16 protein-coding genes are annotated in these 13,803 nt (G+C 69.3%); 7 read left to right on the forward strand and 9 right to left on the reverse strand.

Annotation, left to right across the window (positions count from 1 at the left end):
• Positions 1–246 precede the first annotated feature (246 nt).
• Positions 247–2,028: an FAD-binding dehydrogenase gene (locus LUX31_RS18770; RefSeq protein WP_235475926.1), complete on the forward strand. Its 1,782-nt coding sequence runs from the start codon at positions 247–249 to the stop codon at positions 2,026–2,028.
• Positions 2,029–2,286: 258 nt separating this feature from the next.
• On the opposite strand, the gene LUX31_RS18775 is transcribed toward LUX31_RS18770, so the two are convergent.
• Positions 2,287–3,552, reverse strand: a complete 1,266-nt coding sequence (locus LUX31_RS18775; protein WP_235475927.1) for an acyltransferase family protein — start codon at positions 3,550–3,552, stop codon at positions 2,287–2,289.
• A gap of 292 nt (positions 3,553–3,844) precedes the next feature.
• Between LUX31_RS18775 and LUX31_RS18780 the strand changes: the two genes are divergently transcribed.
• Both LUX31_RS18780 and LUX31_RS18785 read left to right on the forward strand, forming a co-directional pair.
• On the forward strand, positions 3,845–4,126 hold the full coding sequence (locus tag LUX31_RS18780) for a hypothetical protein (RefSeq protein ID WP_235475928.1): 282 nt from the start codon (positions 3,845–3,847) through the stop codon (positions 4,124–4,126).
• Complete coding sequence (locus tag LUX31_RS18785) at positions 4,123–4,515, forward strand: type II toxin-antitoxin system VapC family toxin (protein WP_235475929.1); 393 nt, start codon at positions 4,123–4,125, stop codon at positions 4,513–4,515. The genes LUX31_RS18780 and LUX31_RS18785 overlap by 4 nt, the downstream gene beginning before the upstream one ends.
• Here the strand turns inward: LUX31_RS18785 and LUX31_RS18790 are convergent.
• The 3 genes from LUX31_RS18790 to LUX31_RS18800 are packed head-to-tail and all read right to left on the reverse strand — an operon-like array spanning position 4,505 to position 5,619.
• Positions 4,505–4,849 carry a hypothetical protein gene (locus LUX31_RS18790; protein ID WP_235475930.1) on the reverse strand — a complete coding sequence of 115 codons (345 nt, stop codon included), beginning with the start codon at positions 4,847–4,849 and terminating at the stop codon, positions 4,505–4,507. The two genes, LUX31_RS18785 and LUX31_RS18790, sit on opposite strands and share 11 nt — an antisense overlap.
• A gap of 45 nt (positions 4,850–4,894) precedes the next feature.
• Complete coding sequence (locus tag LUX31_RS18795) at positions 4,895–5,218, reverse strand: hypothetical protein (protein ID WP_235475931.1); 324 nt, start codon at positions 5,216–5,218, stop codon at positions 4,895–4,897.
• Entirely contained in the window at positions 5,206–5,619 is a 414-nt protein-coding gene (locus tag LUX31_RS18800) for an ATP-binding protein (RefSeq protein ID WP_235475932.1), read from the reverse strand. The genes LUX31_RS18795 and LUX31_RS18800 overlap by 13 nt, the downstream gene beginning before the upstream one ends.
• A 171-nt stretch (positions 5,620–5,790) precedes the next feature.
• Here LUX31_RS18800 and LUX31_RS18805 point away from each other — a divergent pair, with 171 nt between their 5' ends.
• Together LUX31_RS18805 and LUX31_RS18810 are read left to right on the forward strand one after the other, a co-directional pair.
• The gene (locus LUX31_RS18805; RefSeq protein ID WP_235475933.1) at positions 5,791–6,660 is read left to right on the forward strand and encodes a helix-turn-helix domain-containing protein; all 870 of its coding nucleotides are present in this window, start codon (positions 5,791–5,793) and stop codon (positions 6,658–6,660) included.
• Positions 6,657–6,863, forward strand: a complete 207-nt coding sequence (locus LUX31_RS18810) for a DUF397 domain-containing protein (RefSeq protein ID WP_235475934.1) — start codon at positions 6,657–6,659, stop codon at positions 6,861–6,863. Before LUX31_RS18805 ends, LUX31_RS18810 begins: the two co-directional genes overlap by 4 nt.
• A 154-nt stretch (positions 6,864–7,017) precedes the next feature.
• Here LUX31_RS18810 and tgmC read toward each other — a convergent pair whose 3' ends face one another.
• From tgmC to LUX31_RS18825, 3 genes are read right to left on the reverse strand one after another with little or no spacing between them, the layout of a single operon-like run.
• Complete coding sequence (tgmC, locus tag LUX31_RS18815) at positions 7,018–8,220, reverse strand: ATP-grasp peptide maturase system methyltransferase (RefSeq protein WP_235475935.1); 1,203 nt, start codon at positions 8,218–8,220, stop codon at positions 7,018–7,020.
• On the reverse strand, positions 8,198–9,196 hold the full coding sequence (tgmB, locus tag LUX31_RS18820) for an ATP-grasp ribosomal peptide maturase (protein ID WP_235475936.1): 999 nt from the start codon (positions 9,194–9,196) through the stop codon (positions 8,198–8,200). Before tgmB ends, tgmC begins: the two co-directional genes overlap by 23 nt.
• 3 nt (positions 9,197–9,199) lie before the next feature.
• The gene (locus tag LUX31_RS18825) at positions 9,200–9,466 is read right to left on the reverse strand and encodes a putative ATP-grasp-modified RiPP (RefSeq protein ID WP_235475937.1); all 267 of its coding nucleotides are present in this window, start codon (positions 9,464–9,466) and stop codon (positions 9,200–9,202) included.
• Positions 9,467–9,622: 156 nt separating this feature from the next.
• Here LUX31_RS18825 and LUX31_RS18830 point away from each other — a divergent pair, with 156 nt between their 5' ends.
• Positions 9,623–10,993: a Tat pathway signal protein gene (locus LUX31_RS18830; protein WP_235475938.1), complete on the forward strand. Its 1,371-nt coding sequence runs from the start codon at positions 9,623–9,625 to the stop codon at positions 10,991–10,993.
• Between the two features lie 13 nt (positions 10,994–11,006).
• A complete protein-coding gene (locus LUX31_RS18835) occupies positions 11,007–11,300 on the forward strand; it encodes a DUF6087 family protein (protein ID WP_235475939.1) in 294 nt (97 codons plus the stop codon).
• Positions 11,301–11,608: 308 nt separating this feature from the next.
• Here the strand turns inward: LUX31_RS18835 and LUX31_RS18840 are convergent, their stop codons facing one another.
• Both LUX31_RS18840 and LUX31_RS18845 read right to left on the reverse strand, forming a co-directional pair.
• Positions 11,609–12,706, reverse strand: coding sequence for a hypothetical protein (locus LUX31_RS18840; protein ID WP_235475940.1), 1,098 nt, complete (start codon positions 12,704–12,706; stop codon positions 11,609–11,611).
• A 197-nt stretch (positions 12,707–12,903) separates the two neighbouring features.
• On the reverse strand, positions 12,904–13,671 hold the full coding sequence (locus LUX31_RS18845) for a maleylpyruvate isomerase family mycothiol-dependent enzyme (protein ID WP_235475941.1): 768 nt from the start codon (positions 13,669–13,671) through the stop codon (positions 12,904–12,906).
• Positions 13,672–13,803: the final 132 nt, after the last annotated feature.

Genomic DNA, 13,803 nt, shown 5'->3' on the forward strand with positions numbered 1-13,803 from the left:
CCTCTCCCTTCCGCGTCGGTGCGGTGTCGCCGGGACACAACGGAGGGGCGGATGCGTTGGCTCCCGGCTACTACCGCGCTGTCGTACCGACCTGATTCCCTGGGCGCTACCGACGGTAACCCCAGGCTCGCCAGAAACACACCCTTCGCGCGGACGCCCCACGCGCCCGTGCACGCGCATCCGATCCCGCGTCCGATCACGCATTCGCACCCGCATCCGCCGTACGTCCTCCCGGAAGGCACCCCCATGGAGCACTTGACTGACCCGGTCAGCCGCCGCCGGGCACTGACCCTGGCCGGCGGCGCGGTCGCCGCCACCGCCCTCACCCAGACGGGTACGGCCTTCGGGGCCTCGGCGGCGGCCACGACCGCCGACGCGATCGTCGTCGGCCACGGTCTCGCCGGGCTGGTCGCCACGGCCGAACTCGCCGCCGCGGGCCGCAAGGTGCTGCTGCTCGACCAGGAACCGGAGACCAACCTCGGCGGGCAGGCGTTCTGGTCGTTCGGCGGGCTGTTCTTCGTCGACTCCGTCGAGCAGGGCCTGATGGGCGTCAACGACTCGCCGGAACTGGCCTGGCAGGACTGGCTGGGCACGGCCGGCTTCGACCGGGGCATCGACGACCCGCTCGGCCAGGACTACTGGGCCTATAAGTGGGCCGAGTCGTACGTCGACTTCGCGTCCGGCGAGAAGCGGTCCTGGCTGGCGGGCCTCGGCATGCAGTGGTTCCCGATGGTCGGCTGGGCGGAGCGCGGTGGCGGTCTCGCGGACGGCCACGGCAACTCCGTACCGCGCTTCCACGTCACCTGGGGTACGGGTCCCGCCGTAGTGGAACCGTTCGAGAAGAAGGTGCGGGCGGCGGTGGCGGACGGGCTGGTGACGTTCAAGCACCGCCATCGCGTGGACGAGATCGTGCGGACGAACGGTGTCGTCACCGGCGTCCGCGGCGCGGTGCTCGAAGCGAGTACAGCCGCGCGGGGCAAGGCCAGTTCGCGGACGGTGGTCGGGAGCTTCGAGCTGAGCGCCGAGGTGGTGATCGTGACGTCCGGCGGTATCGGCGCCAACCACGATCTCGTACGGGCCAACTGGCCGGCCCGGATGGGCACCGCGCCCAAGTCGATGATCACGGGTGTGCCCGCGCACGTGGACGGGCGGATGCTCGGGATCACCGAGAAGGCGGGCGGGCGGATCGTCAACCCGGACCGGATGTGGCACTACACGGAGGGGATCAAGAACTACGACCCGATCTGGGCGGGCCACGGCATCCGGATCCTGCCCGGGCCGTCCTCGATGTGGTTCGACGCGACGGGCAAGCGGTTCTCCGCGCCCGACATGCCGGGCTACGACACCCTCCACACCCTCAAGTCGATCACCGACACCGGTTACGACTACTCGTGGTTCGTGACCACCCAGAAGATCCTCGCGAAGGAGTTCGCGCTCTCCGGGTCCGAACAGAATCCTGATCTAACAAATAAGGACATCTGGATGCTGCTCTCGCGCATCTGGCAGACGCCGGAACCGCTGGAGCGGTTCAAGAAGTACGGCGAGGACTTCATCGTCTCCGAGACGCTGTCCGAGCTGGTCCGGGGCATGAACAAGCTGACCGGGACGAGTCTGATCGACCTGGCCTCGCTGCAGCGGCAGATCGAGGCGCGGGACCGGGAGATCGACAACGCGTACAGCAAGGACGCGCAGGTCATGGGCATCCGGAACGCGCTGTCGTATCCCGGTGACGTGCTCAGCCGTACGGCGTCGGCGCACAAGATCCTGGACTCGTCCGCCGGGCCGCTGATCGCCGTGCGGCTCAACATCCTGACGCGCAAGACCCTGGGCGGGCTCCAGACCGATCTGTCGGGGCGGGTTCTCGATGCTGCCGGGGCGCCGATTCCCGGGCTGTACGCGGCTGGGGAGGTCGCGGGGTTCGGGGGTGGCGGGGTGCATGGGTACCGGTCGCTGGAGGGGACGTTCCTCGGGGGGTGTCTGTTCTCTGGGCGGCAGGCGGGGAGGGCGGCGGCTGCGGCCACTGCCTGACTGTCCTTCAGTTTGCTTGGGTGCGCCGCACGGTCGTCGTGCGGCGCACTCCCTTGTTGTCCGGCCGTATTCCAGCACTACTCGATCACTACTCGATCGCCGCGCAGGAACGAGTAGCCCCGGGCGGGTCAACGCCCGCGAGGCGGACGTCGGTTGGCCGTCCGCGAACACCGAGAAACCCCGGGCCAGGAGGGTGACCCGGGGTTTCGGCGGAGGGGGCGCGGTCGGCCGGTCAGCGCATGGACTCAGTGCATGGGCTCAGTGCATGGACGAGGCGTTGCGCAGTCGTGCGAACGACGTGTCCAGGCCCCGTTTCATGATCCGCGCCAGGGGTGCTTCGACGAACTTGTGGACGAACCAGCTCAGCACCAGGAAGCCGGCGATCACGGAGACGACCAGGAGGCGGGCGTCCATGGTGTCGCGCAGGCGGTTGATGACCGTCGTACCGACCAGGTAGTGCATCAGATAGAACGGGTAGGTCAGCGCACCGGCCGTGACCAGCCATTTCCAGCGGATGCGGTCGGTGTAGCCGAGCGCGATGGCGACCATGAGGAGCAGGAAGAGGGTGAAGATCAGCACGCTTCCGCGCCAGCTGGAGACGCGTTCGACCGTGTCGATGCGATGCCCCAGTTCCCGCTGACCCATCAGCCAGGACATGGCGAGGATGCCCCAGAGCAGCAGGTCCTGGCCGAAGCGGTGCATGAGGTAGAGGGCGAGGCCGGCGATGAAGTACCAGGCGCCCTCCGGGTTGATGATCAGTGTCGCCGGGCGGAAGCCGGCCGCCGGGGCGATCATCGCGGCGGCGCCCCAGAGGCAGCAGAACACCACGACCTTGCGATACGTCAGCCCGGTCACGACGACGGCCATGAAGAGCAGGTAGAAGCGCATTTCCGACCAGAGGGTCCAGTACACGCTGTCGACGTTCGCGACGAACGAACCGGACTGCAGCATCGTGAAGTTGAGCAGGACGTCGCGTGCCCGGTGCCGCGGCCACACCCCGGGCAGGACGATCAGGGCCACCGAGGTGAAGATGATGGCGAACCAGTACGCGGGGTAGAGCCGGATCACGCGGGAGGTGAAGAACTGGCGCGGGGTGCGGCCCCAGCACGACATGCAGATGACGAACCCGCTGATGACGAAGAAGATCTCGACGCCGAGCCAGCCGTACGCGGAGAACCGGAACCAGGTCGGCATGATGTCGGACACCGCCCGGCCCCAGATCGCATTGTCCGGCTGGTTGACCCTCCAGGTCCCGGCGTAGTGATGCAGGGCCACGACGAGGGCGGCGAGCAGACGGAGCCCGTCGATGGCGTAGAGCCGACGGTCGCCGCGCCCCGGGAGGGCGGCGTGCTTCGCCGTCGTCCGGGTGGGCTTCTTCGTCGCCCCTGCGGATCCCGCAGGCCCCGGCACATGCTCGGTAGTGGCCAGCGGGAGCGGCTGCCTCGGAGACGGGATCACCTTCTGCATCCCGGCCGTGACCCGCCCACGCATCGGCGGCCCACTGTCCGCACCTTGCATCGACACCTGATTTTCCCCCATCGGAAAGCTCGCCCGCACCGACCGTCTGCGCCCCTGGAACGGCGTCAGCAGCCGACAGCGGAACGGCGAGCGCTTGCCCATCAAGAGCCACGGCAAACCCGCGAACACCGTAGAACCTCATGGTTCACGCAAAGAGACTTCTGGGTCAGTTCAAGGGTTGTAGAGCGAAAGGGATCGGATTTCGACGGAATACGGAGGGTTCTGTTCCTGATCGTGCCGCGGTCGGGGCGATGCGTTGGCGACACCTTGATAACAAAACTCTTGTTAAAATGGCCCCATGGGTACACCCCCCGCATCCCCCGCCCCCGGCGAAGGCCCCGTCCGCCCGGTCTCTGTCTCCCTCCACGAGGGCACCATCGCCGCCCTCAAGGAGCGGACCGGCAAGCGAGGCATGTCCGCGTACGTCGAAGCCCTCATCCAGCGTCAATTGGAACGCGAGCGGCTCCGCGAGCTCATCGAGGACGCGGAAACCGAACACGGCCCGGTCGACCAGGCAGCGGTCGAGGCCAAGCGAGCCGTTCTGCGCGGCGACGCCACAGGTTCGGTGAACGCCGCGTGAGCGGCACCCTTGTCCTGGACTGCGAGGGTCTGTCGAAGCTGGTGCGCCGTACGCCCGAACTCACCGAGTGGCTGGCCGCGGCCGAGGGCGAGGACATCCGCGTCGTCACCAGCTCCGTCACCCTCGTCGAGGCCCGCGATCCCAGGACCGGTCAGGCCCGCTTCGACCACGCCGTCTCTCGCGTCAACATCATCCCGCCCACCGAGGCCATAGCCCGCCACGCGAGCAAGCTCCTGGCCGCGGCGGGGCTGCACGGCCACAAGCACGCCCTCGACGCGATCGTCGCGGCCACCGCGCTCGCGTCACCGGCCCCGGTGACCGTCCTGACCTCGGACCCCGAGGATCTCGTCATGCTGTGCGGCACGGGTGCCCAAGTGATCAAGGTCTGATCTCAGCCACGTCTTCGAAGTCTTCGAACGGTTCGTCACTCCAGCGGAACCAGGCCTGGTCGCCCTCGACGTGCAGGAGGAACTCCGCGACCGGCCCCGACGGCGACACCAGAGTCAGGGCCCGGGCGATCCGGTCGTACACCTCGTCGAACCGCTCGTGCTCCTCCGTCTCGACCAGCGCGAGCAGCTCGACGAACCAGGGCTCGACCTCGACGAACGCGGGCTCGGGGGCGAAGCGGCCCCTGAGCCAGGGGAAGTCGGCGTCGTCGATCAGGATCTCGCCGAGGAGTTGCCGGTCCCGCTCCAGGCGCCAGATCTGTCCCTCAAATCCCATTCCGGCCCCCCCTCCAAGGTCCTGACCGCAGCCTAGATCCTGGCGTCACCACTCCTCGCCGAGGGCCTGGAGTACGTAGAGGCGTACGGGGTCGTCGTGCGGTGCGCGGTTCAAGGGGCGGCGGGGCGGGGTGGGTGCGGGTTGCTGCCAGCAGGGTTCCTCGGGGAGGAGGGGGGAGGTTCGGTCCTGGGGTGGGGTGTGTTGGGTGCGTCGGTGCCAGCGGCGCCAGCGGGCGTGGTGGGGGTTGGGGAGGGTCCAGACGTAGGGGTCGGGGGTGCGTGGTGGCGAGGTGGGTGTGGGGGCGGCTGGTGGGCGGGGGTGGAGTACGGCGGTCAGCCTGGTGAGCAGTCGGGTCGTCAGCCGGAGCATGCGGGGGCGACTTCCGGCAGCGGGAAGGTGGCCCAGGCGCACTTGGTGAAGCGGCGTACGTCGTATCCCCATTGGTTGGTCAGGGCTGCGATGACTGCCAACCCGCGCCCGTTCTCGTCGTGTTGACCGGCGGTGCGGGGTGCCGGGGTCTTCTCCTTGTCGGGGTCGGAGACCTCCAGCAGGAGTTGGCCGTCCTGGAGGGACAGGGTCACCTCGACCAGGGAGAAGGTCACCTCGCAGTGCCGTACGGAGTTGGTGACGAACTCAGTGGCCACGAGGGCGACGTCGGCGGCGAGTTCAGGGGGCAGGCCCCAGTCGGCGAGGGCCTTTCGGACCTGGGCTCGGGCTTCGGGGACGCTTCTGGGGTGCTTGGGGATGCGGAAGGTGGTGGGTTCGGGCATGGCGGTACCCCCTGACGCTCGGTCATGTTCGCGCTCTGTAGTGGAGCGTGTGCACTGAGGCTAGAGCCACATGAGAAACAACCGCAAGCAGAAAGGTCGCATGCATGCGGTATTACTAATGTGCGACAACTGCCCTGCCCTACAGTGGAGTTGCGAGAGAGGGGATTCGGGATGCCCGCAGGGGGACGACCGACCGTGCGCAGCAGGCGACTTGGGGCGGCGCTCAGGAGGTTCCGGCAAGCGGCCGGGTTTGACCAGCCGCAGGCTGCCGAGGTGATCGCGGCACACCAGACCCGAGTCAGCCGCATCGAGACTGGACACGTCATCGCCCGCCCCATCGAGATCCGGGCGATGCTGAAGGCGTACGGCAACGACGAACCCGAAGTACGCCTGAAACTGGAGGAGTTGGCCAAGCAGTCGAACCGGCGCGGCTGGTGGCTCGAACATGCGGCGCACCTGCGTCCGGACTACCTCGACCACATCGCGCTGGAGGACGACGCAACGTACATCCGCGAGTGGCAGCCGGTTCTGGTGCCGGGACTTCTGCAGATCCCCGCCTACACGGAGGGGAACATCGCGGCCGATCCCAACTACGTTGCCCCAGAACTGGTCGCTGACCTGCTGAAGGTACGCAAGGCGCGACAGGTCAAGATCGAGGAGGGCGGAGCAACGTACAGCGCCATCCTCTGGGAAGGCGTCATCACGCATCCCTTGGTGAGCACCGAGGTTCACCGGGATCAGCTGTCCGCGATCCTGGAGATCAGTAAGCGGAAGAACGTCACCGTGCAGGTGCTGCCGTTCAGCGCGGGTGCATTGGCGGCGCTGACCTCTGCCTTCTCCACGTTCAGCTTTGACGCGGAACCAACGGTCGAGGCCGTGACCCTGGAGAACCTGCGAGGCACATCGGTCCTCGAAGGGCCCGAGGATCTAACCGCTTACGCCAACGCGTACGACCTACTACGCTCGGCAGCACTGGCACCGGACGCGAGTACGAGACTCATCCGGCGTGTACTGCGGACCACCAAGGAAGACACACCGTGACCGAGGTTGCAGGCCCCTTCTGGAAGTCGTCGTACTCCGGGACGCAGAGCAACTGCGTCGAGGTCGCCGACACCACCACCGGCGGCCGAGCCGTGCGCGACAGCAAGGACCCGGCCGGCCCGATGCTCACCTTCGGCCCCGGCAGCTGGCACGGCTTCCTCGGTGGGGCCAAGGCCCAGGAGTTCGGCCGCTCCACTCACTGAGGAGCAGGTCAGTGACCACGCCGTCCGCCGCCGACGACAGCGCTTCGAACTGCCACAAGAGACCGCGGAGGCCCGGTAGATCGTGGCGGCGCTTTCGCCGAGTACAAGGGCACGGGACAGAACTGGCGGTACAGCTCGCGCTCCGGGACATGGATCAGAACAGCCTTGGCAACGGCAGACCTGGCATCTGCGGGTGTCGCAGGTGCTGTCCGCCCTCGTGGACGTGCAGGGTGAATGTCTCCGGTCCCGGCCGGTCTGCCTCGTCGTAGGCGTCCAGGACGCGCTCGACGCGCTCCCACAACCGCACCGGGCCGACCTCGCGCACCTGCCAACCGCCGTCGTACGGGGTGAGGGTGGCGGCTGAGCCGGTCACCACGTCGACCAGGTGCACGACATCGCCGACCGTCGTCATCTGCGTGTCCGGCACCGCGCTCTGGGCGAGGAACCGCAGGTGGAACGCCTCCTCGGTGACGTCGGTAATCCGCTGCGGGCTGTGTCGACCGGTCCGCGGTCTCTCCGGCAGGCCGGCCGCCCAGTGGGCGGGGTTGCCGAACGTCGGCGCCGCGTGGGCACGCGCGGACATGAACGAAACTGTGCCGCCCAGCAACTGGCCCTCAGCCGTGCCGTCCTCGGCGACGGTCAGCAGGACGCGGGCGTATCCGTAGAGCCAGCCGCTGAGGGTGAGCAGGATTTTCCCTCGCGGCCGGGTCTGGGCGGGCAGCGCGGGCGGTACAGCTCGGAACGAGCAGGCGGCCACGATCCGGTCGAAGCGGGCCTCGGGCCAGTAGCCGTACAGCCCGTCCGCCACGGCGAGTGTGGGGGTGTAGCCGCAGCCGTACAGTGCGCTCGCCGCCGTCTCCAGTCGGTGTGGGTCGACCTCGATGCTGGTGACGTCGGCGGAGCCGAGGCGCTCGCATGCGAGCGCCGTCGAGTAGCCGGTCCCCGTGCCGATCTCCAGCACCGTGTGTCCCTCCTGAAGGTCGGCGTCGGCCCACATCCGCAGGACGAGCGAGGGCAGCGTGGAGGACGACGTCGGGGCTCCGCCATGCCTTTCCGCCGGGTTCTTCCAGTCGGGTTCATCGCCATCGAACTGTGTGATGAGCGTGGTGTCCGAGTACGCGGCGGCCAGCCATCGGTCATGGTCGAGTTCGGCGGTGACCGGGTCCCACACCGTCAGGCCCTGTCCGTCGCGCTCATCGGCGGGCAGGTAGAAGCCGGGAACGAACGGGTGCCGCGCCACCTTCTCCGCCGCCTGTCGCCAGGCCGGATCCGTGAGAGCTCCGTCTTCGGCGAGGGCCTTCACCATGGCCTCGCGCAGACGGGCCGCGTCGGTCTCAAGGTCGGTGGGCGTGGTCATGGTCCACCGTCTCCTTCCTGGTCAGGATGTCGGCGAACGCCTCGATAATGGCTGGTGCGTCGGGCAGCCAGCCCCACTGCCCGTTGCTGTTGCACTCAATGGCCGTCCAGGATCCGGTCATGCTCTCGGGGCCGGTCAGAGCAAAGTCGAAACAGCCGAAGACCAGGCCGAACGACGCCAGATAGCGGTGCAGAGCCACCTCGATCGTGGCCGGGACAGCTACGGGAGTGTGGGTGAGGTCGTTCCAGTCGCCGCGGCGCCAGTCCAAGGCGCCGTCCGGTGACTCGATCCGGCTCGCGAAGACGCGTCGGCCGACCACGGTCACCCGCACGTCGCCGATCTTGGGGATTTCTGCCTGGAACAGGTGCGGCATCACCCCGAGCGAGTCGTCGAAGGTCTCCGGATCGATGCGCTGGGCCCAGATCGCGCCGGTGTGCCCGTCCTCGCCTCGGGGCAGGCCTCGGAACGTCTTGTAGATGACGTGCTCGTGCTCGGTCGCGAACTTGCGTGCCTGCTCAACGTCGTTGGTGATCACCGTCGGCGGGATCCGGAGCCCGAGTCCGGCAAAGCTCTGCAATTGGGCGGGCTTGAAGTCGGCGCGGGCCACGGCAGCCGGGTGGTTGACGTACAGCGCGCTGTGCAGGTTGTTGAGGATGCCGCCGAGCCCGTGCCGGGCCTCAGCGGCGGCGAAGTCCCGCTGCTGGGCGGGCAGATGCTCGTACCGGCTGGCGTAGGGGGTGGGGCGACGGTAGTAGACCGCCGCCACCTCCCCCAGCTCCACCTCCCGGCTCGCCGTGCGCAGCCGCCCGCCCCATGTCGGAGTGTCCGGACCGATGCGGGCGCAGAACGTCAGGCCTGGCCCGATGTCGGCGGGGTCGACGCGCACGACGGGTACCTCACGCTCGTTCAGCGCGGCGACGACCCAGTCCGCGGTGACGTCTTCCAGCGCGGTGACGACCAGGACGGTGGAGGCCATCGGTCAGTCCGACTCGTAGTCGGTGGTGTGGTCGTCCTGGGTCTGTGGCTGCGGGTTCTGACCGTCGCCGCCACCCGACATCGACGCGGTGCCGGTGGTCTTGCTGGTGCCGTGCTTGCTCATCTCCACCAGGTGGCCGGCGCTGTCGGTGTAGCGCGCGGTCTGTGTGACCGGATCGAGCGTCACCGCCGCGTACGACGGCGGGCCGACCGGGAGCCGGTCGGTGACCAGCCGCATCGCCCACGGAACCCTGGGTGCAAGCGTCGCCATGCGTTGTTCCTTCCCCTGTACGCCGCGCGGTAGCCGATTGGCTCCCGCCTGCACAGAATCGGTGCCCGCCCGGTGCCCTGACCAGTACCGTAGAGGTCGCGAATCGTGGCGAAAATGCCACGCTCCGTATATGCAGGCGGGGAAGGCGAGGCAGTGATGGGCAGCAGATCCAGCAACCCGCACCTGGCGCTGTGGATCGTGGCGACCGGGCTGTCCCACGGCGAAATCGCCCGACGCATCGCCGCGACGGCCAAAGCCCAAGGCCATCGCCAGGTCGCGCCGGACACGACCCGCATCCGGCGCTGGGTCGACGGCGAGCGGCCCCGCTCTCCGGTGCCCGCCCTGCTCGCGGAGGTCCTTTCGGAGGCGGTCGGGCAACCGCTCACTCCCGGTGATCTCGGCCTGACGGCCACGGGCCCGGAGCTGGATGGCATCCAGCTCCCGCTGTTGACAGAGGCAGCCGCCCAGACCCTGGCCGGATGGACGCAGATGGACCTGTTCATGAGCCGCCGCGACACCCTGAAGCTCGCCGTCGGCGCCCCGCTGATCCTCGCCGCCGAGCGGATGCTCGGCGGTACCGCCCGCACCCTGAATCACGGCCGTAAGGGCTTCGACGCCGATACCGTCACCGCGCTGGAGGAGGTGACCGCCTTCTTCACCAGGGCGGACGCGTCCAAGGGCGGCGGCCTGTACCGCTCGGCGATCGTCGCCCAGCTCGCCGAGGCCGCCCGTCGAATCCAGGACGGCATCCCGAAGAGTCTGCGACCCCGGGTGTTCGCGGCGACGGCCGACCTGGCGGCGCTCGCCGGGTGGGTCAGCCATGACTGCGGCCGGTACCCGACGGCACAGCGGTACTGGAGCTACGGCGTGTACGCGGCCGGTGAGGCCGGGCAGCGCGATCGCGGAGTGGAGATCGTCACCCGCATGTCACATCAGATGATCTTTCTCGGTCGCCCTGCCGACGCTCTCGGTCTCCTCGGTGTCGCCGCGGCGAAGGCGAAGTTGCCCGCGGTCAAGGCGCTGGTCGCCTCGCAGACAGGTCGGGTGCACGCGGCCCTCGGCGACCAGCGCCAGGCCGAGCAGCATCTCGGCGACGCCGATGAACTCGTGGCCGACGGGCTGGGTGAGGACGTCCCGGAATGGGTCGCGTACTTCGACGCTGCCGAGCACGCCGGTGCCCGCGCGGTCTCCGCCCGGGATCTCACGGGGCTCGGCCGTGCCCGCAAACGAGCGAGCCGCCACTTCGAGGATGCGCTGAAACTCAGGAGGCCGGGGTTCGACCGCGTCCGCGTCATGGACCGCGTTGGTCTCGCCGCCGCGTTGTTCGACGAGGGTGAGGCCCAGACAGGCGCCGCGGCGGCCCAGCGGGCGCTCGACGATGCCGCTCGGGTTGACTCCACACTGGTGGTCTCGCGGCTCAACACCCTGCTCGACGCGGCCCGCCCGCACGAAACAGCCGTCGTCGACGCGGTGCGTACGAGGGCGAAAGACCTCGCCACCGCCCGGCCGACCACCATCGCGGCCTGAGACCATCGAGCGCATGGGCAAGCACAGCCGTCCCGGACCGCCGAACCAGCCGTCGCGCGCTCTCCCGCGCGTCGATGCCGACGACCCGCTCGCCGCATACACCAAGCGGCGCCGTCCTCCGATGGACCAGTACCGGCGTTACCGGCCGCTGCACGGCGGTGCCGGCCACTGTCGGCCTGAAGAGCCCAGGGCCTTGGAGGAGTGGGACGGTTTCGCCTACGTCCCTGTCGGTACTGCCCCCGACCTCGCAGCAGCCACAGCCTGGGCTCACGGGCTCGGCTCCCACGAATCGACCGATCATGAGTAGAGCCTCGGCAGAGGCGCCCGGCAACGGAGAGCACCTGGCCAACGGCCACTGGTACGGCATTCGTCCCGGATCATGCGGCGGAGGCTGGTTCGCGCCGTCGCGAGGTCGTCTTCGGCTCGCTCCAGGCGCTGGCTGAGCCGAGTGCTGTCCTGCCGAACCTGCCCGGACAGCCGATGAACCCGGTCAGCCTCCAAGTCCATCTGCGGGAGATCGGCGTCCCTCCACGACCCAGCCACCCGTTTGGTCACCAAGGCTGGAGATACCTGGAGCCGATACGCCTCACCACGCGGCCACCGGTCAAGGCCGCCCTACGACCGCGTCGCCCTCACGCACTCGTCCCCGGCGGACCCGGCCTGCCCGACCGGCACGCTGCGGTCGTACGGGTCGATCTCCGTGCCGGTTTCGGCCGTCTGGTCGTCCGTGTCGAAGGGTGGGGTGAAGTAGCCCGTGGGGACGCCGCAGCCGCCGTTGGTCACGTCGTACTTGTACGAGACGATCGAGAACGTGCCCGGCTCGGTGATCACCTTGTCCGGGTCGTCCCAGTTCAGGACCAGCTCGCGCCGGGCTATCGTGCGCACGATCTCGTCGCCGCCGCCGTCCGCGCGGGTGACCGGGTAGACGAAGGTGACGTCGGCGGTCACCTGGAGCGCGCCGCGCTCGCCCTCCCGGTAGGTGAGCCGGCCCCGGGTCTTCACGACGTCGCCGACCAGTTGGGTGCGGGAGGGCTGGAAGCGGCTGAAGAGGAAGAGGGGGTCGTTCTTCTCGCTCGGGGTGCGGAAAGAGGTCTTCAGGAAGTCCTGGACGTCCTTCTGGTGCGGGTTGATCAGTGCGATCGCCTTCTCGGGGCGCTCGCCCCGCAGCACCCCGCTGTCCAGGCCGGACTCGACGAGGAAGTCCCGGCTCTGGGCGAGGGCCTGCCCGACATCGGCCGCGCTCATCCAGCCGACCGCCCCGGCCTTCGGCACCGTGATCCCCGCCGCTCCGCTCGCCCAGCTCGCCGCCGGCGAACCACGGAACGGCTCGTCCAGGGTGGGGCGTTGGGCCGCCACCTCCGAGGGTGCCTCGGTCGGGCTCGCGGTCTCGGGCGCCGGCGGCGGGGAGGCAGAGTCGTCGCCGGCGAACAGGTCCACTATCCGTCCCGGCGCGAGCGCCACCACGAGCAGCATCAACGAGGCCAGCAGTCCGACCACGTACCAGCCCGTGCGCCGCTTCGGCCGCGCGGGCGTGTAGCTGCGCCAGCCCTCCGGGCCGGGGCCGGGCTCCGCGCGGAGCCGCTTCGTCACCTCGCGGGCCCGCGCCGACGGCTCCTTGGGCGAATCGGCGGTACCCGCCACCGACTCGCGCAGAAACCGGTCCCACTCCTCGTCGGACCTGGACGAGCCATCCGGCTCCTTGCCCCCGCCCATCCCCATCCCCAACCCCAACCCCCTGGCAACCCGTAGACCGCGGCCCGCTCCCCTGAGACGCGTCCGCATGATGGCACAGAGCACTGACAGCGGAGACCCGCCCGCCCGATGCTCACCTTCGGCCCGGCAGTCGGTACGGCTCCTCTGTGGTGCCAGGTCCGAGGAGTTCGGCCGCTCCACCCGGGCCTGACCGCGTCCTACTCCTCCGGCTCCCACTCGCGCAGCAGGTCGAACAGAGTCGCGTCTCCGTCGATCCGCACCGCGTCCGCCGGGATGCGGTCGTACACGAAGAGGACCAGCTCACTGGCCGTGCCGTGGACGGCGACGCCGGGCGAGTCCGGGGTCTCGTCGGCGACGGCGACGCGTGCGCCGTTGCCGTCGAGCGTGAGGCGCCAGGAGCGGCCCTCTGTGGCGTGGAAGTCGAAAGCCGTGGGCTTGTGCGGCCAGGCGCTCGTCGTGGCGACGCAGGTGGAGAGGAACTCCTCGACACCGTCGAGGGCCACCTCGGCCGGCAGCGGCTGCGGGGTACCCACGGTGACCTGGGCGTCGTACGTGTGCACCGTGATCTGCTGGAGCTGGTGTCGGGCTACGGCGCCACAGGTCTTCGGCGACTGCGACGCGCCCCACCATGTCCAGCAACCGCGATCCGGGCCGGCCTCCCGCAGTGCGTCCACCAGTTCCTGCGTGGACGCGGCCAGCCAGGCCGACAGTGCCTCGCGCTCCCGAGGGGCCGCCGGGGCGTTCTCCGGTTCGGACTTGGCCGTCGCGGCAGGGCCTGCGGCGATGGTGGCGGCCCAGGCGCGGCGCCCCTCGCCGATGTGCTGCGCCAGATCGAACAGCGTCCACTCGGGGCAGGTCGGCACCCGCACGTCGAGGCTGGGCGCGGAGGCGACCGCCGTACGGAAGGCGGCCGACCGTTCGTCGATCAGCCGCAGCAGGTCGGGGAAGGCCAGAGTCTTTTCCACTCCGGCTGTCTATCACCATGATCCGACAATCAGGCAGCGAATTTCGGAGCACGCCGCTGCGCCCCGGTGCGGGCAGGCCGAGATCGAGGGGCCGAGATCGAGGAGGATGGCCGTGGCCGTGGCCTCGATGCC

Source organism: Streptomyces sp. GQFP, from assembly GCF_021545335.1.
GTDB lineage: Bacteria > Actinomycetota > Actinomycetes > Streptomycetales > Streptomycetaceae > Streptomyces.